This is a genomic window from Frankia sp. AgKG'84/4, from assembly GCF_023242965.2.
GTDB lineage: Bacteria > Actinomycetota > Actinomycetes > Frankiales > Frankiaceae > Frankia.
The window spans coordinates 1-9,751 of the sequence record NZ_JALKFU020000161.1; the positions used below are offsets into that span (position 1 = coordinate 1).

7 protein-coding genes are annotated in these 9,751 nt (G+C 70.8%); 6 read left to right on the forward strand and 1 reads right to left on the reverse strand.

Going from position 1 to position 9,751, the window contains the following annotated elements:
- From nadC to MXD58_RS12420, 5 genes are all read left to right on the forward strand, one after another.
- On the forward strand, positions 1 to 730 hold a 730-nt coding region (nadC, locus tag MXD58_RS12400; protein ID WP_250609331.1), incomplete at its 5' end, for a carboxylating nicotinate-nucleotide diphosphorylase.
- Positions 730 to 1,482, forward strand: a complete 753-nt coding sequence (locus MXD58_RS12405) for a type III pantothenate kinase (RefSeq protein ID WP_248818119.1) — start codon at positions 730 to 732, stop codon at positions 1,480 to 1,482. The genes nadC and MXD58_RS12405, both read left to right, overlap by 1 nt.
- A gap of 209 nt (positions 1,483 to 1,691) precedes the next feature.
- On the forward strand, positions 1,692 to 2,606 hold the full coding sequence (locus MXD58_RS12410) for an SGNH/GDSL hydrolase family protein (RefSeq protein ID WP_248839211.1): 915 nt from the start codon (positions 1,692 to 1,694) through the stop codon (positions 2,604 to 2,606).
- 517 nt (positions 2,607 to 3,123) lie between these two features.
- Complete coding sequence (locus tag MXD58_RS12415; RefSeq protein ID WP_248839210.1) at positions 3,124 to 4,092, forward strand: (2Fe-2S)-binding protein; 969 nt, start codon at positions 3,124 to 3,126, stop codon at positions 4,090 to 4,092.
- A 503-nt stretch (positions 4,093 to 4,595) separates the two neighbouring features.
- On the forward strand, positions 4,596 to 7,100 hold the full coding sequence (locus MXD58_RS12420) for an ATP-dependent Clp protease ATP-binding subunit (RefSeq protein ID WP_248839209.1): 2,505 nt from the start codon (positions 4,596 to 4,598) through the stop codon (positions 7,098 to 7,100).
- A gap of 82 nt (positions 7,101 to 7,182) precedes the next feature.
- Here MXD58_RS12420 and MXD58_RS12425 read toward each other — a convergent pair whose 3' ends face one another.
- Entirely contained in the window at positions 7,183 to 7,935 is a 753-nt protein-coding gene (locus MXD58_RS12425; protein ID WP_248839208.1) for a sulfite exporter TauE/SafE family protein, read from the reverse strand.
- 858 nt (positions 7,936 to 8,793) lie between these two features.
- On the opposite strand from MXD58_RS12425, the gene MXD58_RS12430 reads away from it, so the two are divergent.
- On the forward strand, positions 8,794 to 9,751 hold a 958-nt coding region (locus MXD58_RS12430), incomplete at its 3' end, for a hypothetical protein (protein WP_250609332.1).

A 9,751-nucleotide genomic window follows, 5' to 3' on the forward strand; every position in this document is an offset into this window, starting at 1 on the left:
GTTCGAGGCCGTGCTCGGCCGGGCGGTCACCGTCACCCTGCTCGCCGCGGACGGGGACGCGGTCGCGCCGGGCACGACGGTCGCCCGGGTGAACGGCCCGGTCCGGGGCCTGCTCACCGCGGAGCGCACCGCGCTGAACCTGCTGTGCCACCTCTGCGGCATCGCCACGGCGACCCGGGCCTGGGTCGACGCGATCGCCGGCAGCGGGGCGGCCATCCGGGACACCCGCAAGACGCTGCCCGGCCTGCGGGCTCTGGAGAAGTACGCGGTGCGCTGCGGCGGCGGGGTCAACCACCGGATGTCGCTGGCCGACGCGGCGCTGATCAAGGACAACCACGTGGTGGCGGCCGGCGGGGTGGCGGCGGCGTTCGCAGCGGTGCGGGCGAGGTTCCCGCGGCTGCCCGTCGAGGTCGAGTGCGACACCGTCGACCAGGTCGGGGAGGCCGTCGAAGCGGGCGCCGACCTCATCCTGTGCGACAACATGAGCCTCGCGGAGCTGCGCGCCAGCGTCGCGATCGCCCGCCCGGCCGGGGTGCGGTTGGAGGCCAGCGGCGGGTTGACGCTGCGGGTGGCGGCGGACGTCGCGGCGACCGGTGTGGACTATCTTGCGGTCGGTGCCCTGACGCATTCGGCGCCTGCCCTCGACCTCGGTCTTGACCTCGAGCCAGGCCGGCCGTCGGCGTCGGTCAGCGCGGGTGCGCCGAGGGGTTCGACTGTGGAGGAGTCCTGATGCTGCTCGCCATCGACGTCGGTAACACCAACACCGTCGTCGGCGTCTTCGCCGGCGAGGACCTCGTCGACTCCTGGCGGGTCCGCACCGATCCGCACGCGACCTCCGACGAGCTGGTCCTGCTCTACCGCGGCCTGCTCGGCGACTACCAGATCACCGGGGTGTCGATCTGCTCGACCGTCCCCGCCGCGCTGCGGGAGCTGCGCCGCATGGTGGTACGGGCGTTCCGCGACACTCCAGTCGTGATCGTCGAGCCCGGCACGCGCACCGGGGTGCCGATCCTGATCGACAACCCGAAGGAGGCCGGCGCCGACCGGATCATGAACACGCTGGCCGCCTACCACCTGTATGGCGGGCCGGCGATCGTGGTCGATTTCGGGACGTCGACGAACCTCGACGTCGTGTCGGCGCGTGGTGAGTTCGTGGGCGGCGCGCTCGCCCCCGGGATCGAGATCGCGCTCGACGCGCTGGCCTCGCGGGCGGCGCAGCTACGCAAGGTGGAACTCACCCCGCCGCGTTCGGTCATCGGCCGGGGCACGGTCGAGGCACTCCAGTCCGGCATGATCTACGGCGTCGCCGGGCAGGTGGACGGCCTGGTCCGGCGGATCCGGGCCGAACTCGGCGCGCACGCCACCGCGATCGCCACCGGCGGGCTCGCCTCGCTCGTCCTCAAGGAGAGCGAGACCCTCGACCAGCACGAGCCGCATCTGACCCTCATTGGTCTACGGCTGGTCTTCGAGAAGAACACCTGACTTTTCCCGGCCAACCGGACCCGTTCCGACACGGCCGTTGAATCCAGGGTTCGCCGTCTTTTCGTTGCCTATCCGGTGGACCGGGGAAACCACCGATCCCGGACCACCCGTCGGGCCGATCCGGCCGGGTCGGGTGACCCTCGGTCAGGTAAACGACAACCTCCCCGTCCGGGGGTGCGGGGAGCGTCCGGCCGGATACCATCCCGGCTATGCGGGACCGATACTCGGCGACCCCGGCGGGGCGCCATTGCGGCCGGTGTGCGCTCGCCGTCCGGCCGATCGCGATCGCCCTGGCCACGGTATTCCTGGCCACGGCCGCGACGGTGTCCGCCGGCTGGGGCGCCCCGGTCCTGGCGGCCCCCGCCGGCCGCACGCTGGCGGCGCTCGGGGACTCCTACTCCTCCGGTGAGGGCAGCCCGCCCTTCGACGCCGTCGACCCGCGCTGCCGACGCAGCGCCCAGGCCTGGCCGCGGCAGGTGACCGAGAAGGACCCGTCAATCTCGCTGGCGCTGTTCGCGGCCTGCTCCGGCGCGACCACCGACGCCCTGACCGACTCCTTCAAGGGCGACGACCCGCAGCTCACCCAGCTGCGGCGGCTGCCCACCGCCCCGGACATCGTCACGATCACGATCGGCGGCAACGACGCCAACTTCAGCAACGTGATCATAAGCTGCTACACGTGGAAATGCTTCTGGGACGGCAAGGACAAGCGGGAACGCGACCTCATCAACAAGACGCTTCCCGACAAGCTGGCCGCGAGCTACTCCGCACTCAAGACAGCCGCGCCGCACGCGAGAATTCTCGCGGTCGGATACCCCGACGTTTTTCCGACCAGTCAGCGAAAGAACACCTGTAAATGGCTGAGTAGTACCGAGCGACGCCAGCTGACCAGTTTGAACAGCCTGCTGAACCAGGTGATCAGGCGGGCGGCGCGGGCCGCGGACGTCGAGTTCGTGTCCACCGACCGCGCGCTGCGTGGCCATGAAATGTGCACAAAGGATTCCTGGGTCGCGCCGGTCGGCGTGTTCTCCCCCGCCCGTGATCTGAGCGCCCATCCGACCCCGCGCGGCCAGCAGGCGATCGCCGAGGTCGTGCACCGGTACCTCGCCACCGACGGCCGCTGAGGCCAGCGTCACGCCCGGGTGGCGGACAGCCCGCGGACACCGCGCAACGTGATTTTCGCAACGCTCCGGGGCCACGATCGCCCGCATCGGCCAGCTGGGCCTCGGGGATCCGCGCGGCAGACGGAGTCTCCGCGTACGCCACACCGTGCGAAAATGACGGAAGGAAAGATGTTCGCTACGCTGAGGGACGAGTACTGGCGGCCCCCCTCAGCTCCGCCCTTCTGCCAGGGCACCCCAGAATCGGGCATAGAAGACAATAAGAGCACCACGCCAGGACCTGGCACCTCTGGCCGGTCCATTTGACTGTGGGCATGAAGTTAGGCTTACCTAACTGCATGCCAAGCTCGATGCGACGCGGCCAGCCGGCCCCCCACCCGAGGCAGCATTCCCTGTGGTGCCGCCCGGTCGCGGGCTGCCGCCGACCCGCGGCGGCCCACCCGGCCCCGGCACGGCGCAGTCACCGGACCCGGCAGTGAGCCCGCCGCTCGAGGCGACCCCGACAGTGGGATCGCGGCCGATGGCCTCGGCCCCCGCGGTCGCGTCCGGTTCGACCCCGGACCGCACCTGGCCCGCGGCCCCGCGGCCATCCCACTCCGGCGGCCAGCTCGGCCGGGTCGCCATCGTCGGCGCCGGCATCACCGAGGTGTCCGGCGTGCTGTCCCCGCGCGGGCTCGACATCGGCCGGCCCACCGGGCCCGACTGGGCCGACTGCGCCTTCCTCTCCAGCCGAGAAGGCGTGGAGCGGTCCCTGGCGCGGGTCCGGGCCGCGCACGGCGCAACGGCCGAGGTCGCCGCCAGCTATCTGGCCAACTGGTACGCGGCCGGCGTCGTCGGCCCGGCGATCGCGTCCTACGTGCTGCTCCGCCGGGTCCCGGCGCTCGACGCCGCGCAGATGTCGATGCACTGGCTGGAGAGCGGCTGGTTCGACCGGACCGCCCTGCACCGCCACGACGTCACTGTCCTGCCCGGCGATTCACTCGCCGGGACCTTGACCGTGGGCCGGCCCGGCGGTGGCCTCGCCGCCGCCACGGGAGCGCAGCCGTGGGGAGCCGTCCGGGTCGTGCCCGACGGCGACGCGCTGCGCGAGGCGCTGGTCGAGGCGATCCTCGACCATCTTGGGCCGTTCGTCGGCGAGTTGCGGGCCCGGGTGCGTCTCGGCCTGCCGGCGCTGTGGGGCGCGGTGGCCGGGCAGTGCGCCCGGGCGTTCCTGCTGACCGAACGCGCGACCGGCGAGCCGGCTACCGGGCGCGACGAGGCCGACGCGTTCTTCGAGCGGGCGTCGCCGACCCTGCGGGCCCGGCCCCGCTGGCACGAGTTCGTCCACCGGGGCCGGCCGTACGTCGGGATGCGCTGTGGTTCCTGCTGCCTGGCCCATCGCCTCGGCGACGAGCACTGCACGACCTGCCCGTTCACCGACGACACCGAACGGGAACAGCGCATGCGCGCCTGGATAGACACTCAGGGTCATGGCGGCCTTGCCGTGTGAGTCGACATCAGGCTACCGTCTGGCAGTTTTGCCAGCATTAAGTAACTATCTCCATACTTTTTACCCTCACTGCAGGCGCGCAGTCCCACGCTAGAAACAGATAGAGATCATTAAATCTCGTAGAGTAACATAAGTGCCTTGAATCACAGTAGGGGGCCGCGTGCCATCAACTACCGTCGACACCGAGAGGGAGCTGGCCCATCGGCTGGAGACGGCCCGGGGGGCGCGATCGCGCCGTCCCGGACGGTCGCGCGGCGGCGACCCCAGGGGGTTCGCGTCGTTCTGCTCTTGGCGGAACGACGTGACGGAATCATGGTTGGTCCGCCACCGTTGACCTAGGCATCTCCGCTGGTGGGAGCGGTCGTCAAGCCGATCCTCCGTCCTCGACGATGCGGGCGGAACCGGCGGGTAGGTTTCTGTTCGATGCGTGAGGACATGCCTCGGCGGAGCTAGCATGCGGATACCGGCTGTCGTGTGGTCGGTCGCAGCTCGAAGGAGCGCACATGTTCGAGAGATTCACCGACCGGGCACGTCGGGTCGTCGTCCTGGCTCAAGAAGAAGCCAGGATGCTCAACCACAACTACATCGGGACCGAGCACATCCTGCTGGGCCTGATCCACGAGGGCGAGGGCGTCGCCGCCAAGGCCCTCGAGTCCCTCGGCATCTCCCTTGAGGGTGTGCGGTCGCAGGTCGAGGAGATCATCGGCCAGGGCCAGCAGGCGCCGAGCGGGCACATCCCGTTCACGCCGCGTGCGAAGAAGGTCCTGGAGCTCTCGCTTCGAGAAGCCCTGCAGCTCGGCCACAACTACATCGGCACGGAACACATCCTGCTCGGCCTGATCCGCGAGGGCGAGGGCGTCGCCGCCCAGGTGCTCGTGAAGCTCGGCGCCGATCTGAACCGCGTGCGCCAGCAGGTCATCCAACTTCTGTCCGGCTACCAGGGCAAGGGCGAGACGGCGACCTCCGGCGCTCCCGCCGAGGGCACGCCCTCGACCTCCCTGGTGCTCGACCAGTTCGGCCGCAACCTCACGGCGGCGGCGCGCGAGTCCAAGCTCGACCCGGTCATCGGGCGCGAGAAGGAGATCGAGCGCGTCATGCAGGTGCTGTCGCGCCGGACCAAGAACAACCCGGTCCTGATCGGCGAGCCCGGCGTCGGCAAGACCGCCGTCGTCGAGGGCCTGGCGCAGGCGATCGTCAAGGGCGAGGTGCCCGAGACCCTGAAGGACAAGCAGCTCTACACCCTCGATCTCGGCGCTCTGGTCGCCGGTTCCCGCTATCGCGGTGACTTCGAGGAGCGGCTGAAGAAGGTCCTCAAGGAGATCCGCACCCGCGGCGACATCATCCTGTTCATCGACGAACTGCACACTCTGGTCGGTGCGGGTGCCGCGGAGGGCGCGATCGACGCCGCGTCGATCCTCAAGCCGATGCTGGCCCGCGGTGAGCTGCAGACGATCGGTGCCACCACCCTCGACGAGTACCGCAAGCACCTGGAGAAGGACGCGGCCCTCGAGCGCCGCTTCCAGCCGATCCAGGTCGCGGAGCCGTCGGTGGCGCACACCATCGAGATCCTCAAGGGCCTGCGTGACCGGTACGAGGCGCACCACCGCGTGTCGATCACCGACGCCGCCTTGGTCGCCGCCGCCTCGCTGGCCGACCGGTACATCTCCGACCGCTTCCTGCCGGACAAGGCGATCGACCTGATCGACGAGGCCGGTTCGCGGATGCGCATCCGTCGGATGACCGCGCCGCCGGACCTGCGCGAGTTCGACGAGCGCATCGCGAACGTCCGCAGGGACAAGGAGTCCGCGATCGACGCGCAGGACTTCGAGAAGGCCGCCTCGCTGCGCGACAAGGAGAAGACCCTCCTGTCGGAGAAGGCGAAGCGGGAGAAGGAGTGGAAGGCCGGCGACATGGACGTCGTCGCCGAGGTCGGCGACGAGGAGATCGCCGAGGTCCTCGCCATCTGGACGGGCATCCCGGTCTTCAAGCTCACCGAGGAGGAGACCGCCCGCCTCCTGCGCATGGAAGACGAGCTGCACAAGCGGGTCATCGGCCAGCAGCAGGCCATCAAGGCCGTCTCCCAGGCGATCCGGCGTACCCGCGCCGGCCTGAAGGACCCGAAGCGGCCCGGTGGCTCGTTCATCTTCGCCGGCCCGTCCGGTGTCGGTAAGACCGAACTCTCCAAGACGCTGGCCGAGTTCCTCTTCGGGGACGAGGACGCGCTCATCCAGCTCGACATGTCCGAGTACATGGAGAAGCACACCGTCTCGCGACTGGTGGGCTCCCCGCCCGGTTACGTCGGCTACGAGGAGGGCGGCCAGCTCACCGAGCGGGTCCGCCGCAAGCCGTTCTCGGTCGTCCTGTTCGACGAGGTCGAGAAGGCGCACCCGGACGTCTTCAACACGCTCCTGCAGATCCTCGAGGACGGCCGCCTGACCGACTCGCAGGGCCGGCTGGTCGACTTCAAGAACACCGTCCTGATCATGACGTCGAACCTGGGCACCCGCGACATCTCCAAGGGCCCGGGCATCGGCTTCGCGACCGGCCAGGGCGCGGTCGACTACGAGCGGATGAAGGCCAAGGTCCAGGACGAGCTCAAGCAGCACTTCCGGCCTGAGTTCCTCAACCGGATCGACGACATCATCGTCTTCCACCAGCTCTCCGAGAACGAGATCATCCGGATCGTCGACCTGATGCTGGCCCGGGTCGACATCCAGCTGAAGAACAAGGACATGGCCCTGGAACTCACGTCGGCGGCCAAGGCGCTGCTGGCGAAGAAGGGCTACGACCCGGTGCTCGGCGCTCGGCCGCTGCGGCGGACGATCCAGCGGGAGATCGAGGACGTCCTGTCCGAGAAGATCCTGTACGGCACGCTCAAGCCGGGCGAGATCGTCGTCGGTGACGTCGAGGGCGAGGGCGAGAGCGCGAAGTTCATCTTCCGCGGCGAGACCAAGCCCGAGCAGGTCCCCGACGCACCTCCGGTCGACCTGGCCAAGTCGAGCGAGTAGGCCGGTCCGCCGGCCGTCCGAGCGGCGGTTCGGCGGCAACGCCCGCGGGTGAGCCCCGGAATCCCACACTGGGTTCCGGGGCTCACCCGTAGGCGCGCCAGGCGAGGCTCGCGGCGAGACCGAGGGCGGCCAGGCCGATCACCCCGCGCAGGATGCCGGCCGGTAGCCGCCGCGCGATCAACGGGCCGACCGCCCCGCCGATGAGTAGCCCGGCGGCGAGCGGCGCCACCGCCGCCCACCGCACCGGGCCGAACACGGCGAACCCGGCTGCGGCGACCAGGTTGGCGAAACCCGACGACACGTTCTTGATCGCATTGACCCGCGCCAACGGCAGCGGGATCGCGACCGCCAGCACGGCGAGCAGCGCGATCCCGCCGCCGGCGCCGAAATAGCCCAGGTAGATGCCGGCCACGAAGACCGCGCCCAGCACGACCGGCCCGTCCTCCGCCAGATGGTGACCCCGCCGGGCAAGCTGCCGCGGCTGAACCCACAGCAGCACGGCGGCGCCGGCGATCAGGACCGGCACCGCCCGTTCGAAGGCAGCTGCCGGCAGGGTGAGTAACAGGGCGGCGCCCACCGCGCCGCCGGCGAAGGTCGCCGCGCCGAACCGGGCCACCCGCCCGGACTGGCCGACCAGTTCGGGTCGTGACCCAGCGGCGGCGCCCACCGCGACGAACAGCAGCGCCGTGGTGTTGGTGACGTTCGCCGCCAGCGGCGACAGTCCCGTGACCAGCAGCGCCGGATAGGACACCAGGGAGGCCAGACCGGCGACGGTGCTCGCCAGGCCGGCCAGGATGCCCGCGCTCACCAGCAGCGCCACGTCGCCGAAGGTCACGGGCCCTCCTCTGCGGTCAGCGCGGGTACCGCGCAGGGGGCGATCGATCCGTGCGACGGGCGAGGGCCCGGCCCGCTGGTGGAGGCGACGACAACCCGAAGGTATCGGGACTTTCGTTCTCAGGTCCGCGTCCTGGCCCGGTGGGCGGCGCCCGCACTTGGTGGCGCGGCCGGATCTCCGTCCGCCGGGCGAGTCGGCGGCGGCGGGCGGACCCCTTCCGTAGCCCGGGTGATCTCCCCGGGAGGAACCGAAACCGCATTCTCGGTGGTGCGGAGCCGTACCGCCCATCGCCCACGGTGACGAAATGCCCGGCAACTCGCGGACCGCGAATACCGACCGTTCATGCGCAAGCCAGAATGCACCGGGCCTCAGCAGCCACACTCTGCACATGCCGCTGCACTGCCGCGGTGGGGTGGCAGCACCCGCTGCGCCGCAGGGCAAAGCCCTTGGCCAGGTCCCGGCTAGCCAGCCAGAACCCGAACGGGACCACACTGTTTCCGGACAACCGGCCGATGATTTCCCGCGACCTCTGGACTACCCCAGGCCTCCCGGAATACCTTTTGACCGGACATCGGGAATTTGCCAATCACGCGACCGGTGTCATCGACTGGAACCAGGCCCGGGGGGCAAACCATTGACCAGCAGGCGGGGGGCCTCGCACCGGTTGGGCGCACCGGCGGCGGTCTCCGCAACCCGCGCGGCAATTGACCGAGCGCATTGCCGGAGGTCTCGCCAGCAAGGGCCACAATGCCCGGGAGCCGGCCGGGATCGACCGACGTACACGGTGCTGAGCATCAATCCCCGGCCAGCCCCGAAGCCGGCGCCCGCACGTGACTCGACGCTCGCGCGGATCCACCGGTGAGCCTGCCGGTGACACCCGTGACGATCCTGGACCTGCGTCGGTGCCATCGTGATCCGGCGATGCGCGCCGACGCTGACTCCCGCTGGCTGTCCGCCCTGCTCAGCCAGCAGGCCGGCGTCGATGTGCGCCGAGCGGGCCGGCTGCTGATCGTCGACGAGGCCAGCACCGCGCCCGCCCACCGGGCCGTGATCGCGCAGCTCGCCGCCGACCGGCCCGCCGACGCGACACTGCTGCTCCTCGTCGGCCCGGCGGCCGACGGGGTCAGCCCGCCGGCGCGCGGCGAACCTGGGAACCCCGTCGGCGACTGCTCCGAAGACGACGCCTGGGACTGGTCGTTTGTCAGCACCCTCGAGGGCTGGCCGGACGGCGACCTCGACGCCGACTACCAGCCTGGCCTGTATCTCTCCTACGAGGACTCCGCCGGTCACGAGGACTCCGCCGGTCACGAGAACACCGCCGGTGAGACGGCCGCGCCTGCGCCGGACACCAGTCCAACCGTCCCGGCCCGACGCGATTCGGCGGCCCTGCCGGCGCTCGTCTGGCTCCCGGCCACGGGAGCCGAGCCATCAGCGGTGCGCGCCTGCGTCGACGCTCTGCGGGCCCCGGAGGTGTTCGACCAGGCGTGCCGTGAGGTGTCCGCGATGCCGGGACGACTCGCCTTCCCCGCCCTCGCCGTCGTCGTCGGCCGGCTTCCGGACGAGCTCCTGCGCACGATGCAGATCGAGGCTGCCGGGCGGTTCGTCGCGCTCGTGGGGCGATGGCCGGTCGAGTCCGCTCCGATGGCGGCCAGGCCCGGCCACCGCGCGGCCCGGCTCGTTCAGCTCACCGCCCGGCTTGCCTGCCTCGCGACGCCGCACGCCTACCTCGCGACGTTGGTCCCCCGCCGGTCATCGCGGCCCCGACGCCTGCCGTGCGTCGTCCGCTGGCGGCGCAGACCCGTGCCCGCCGCCGGGC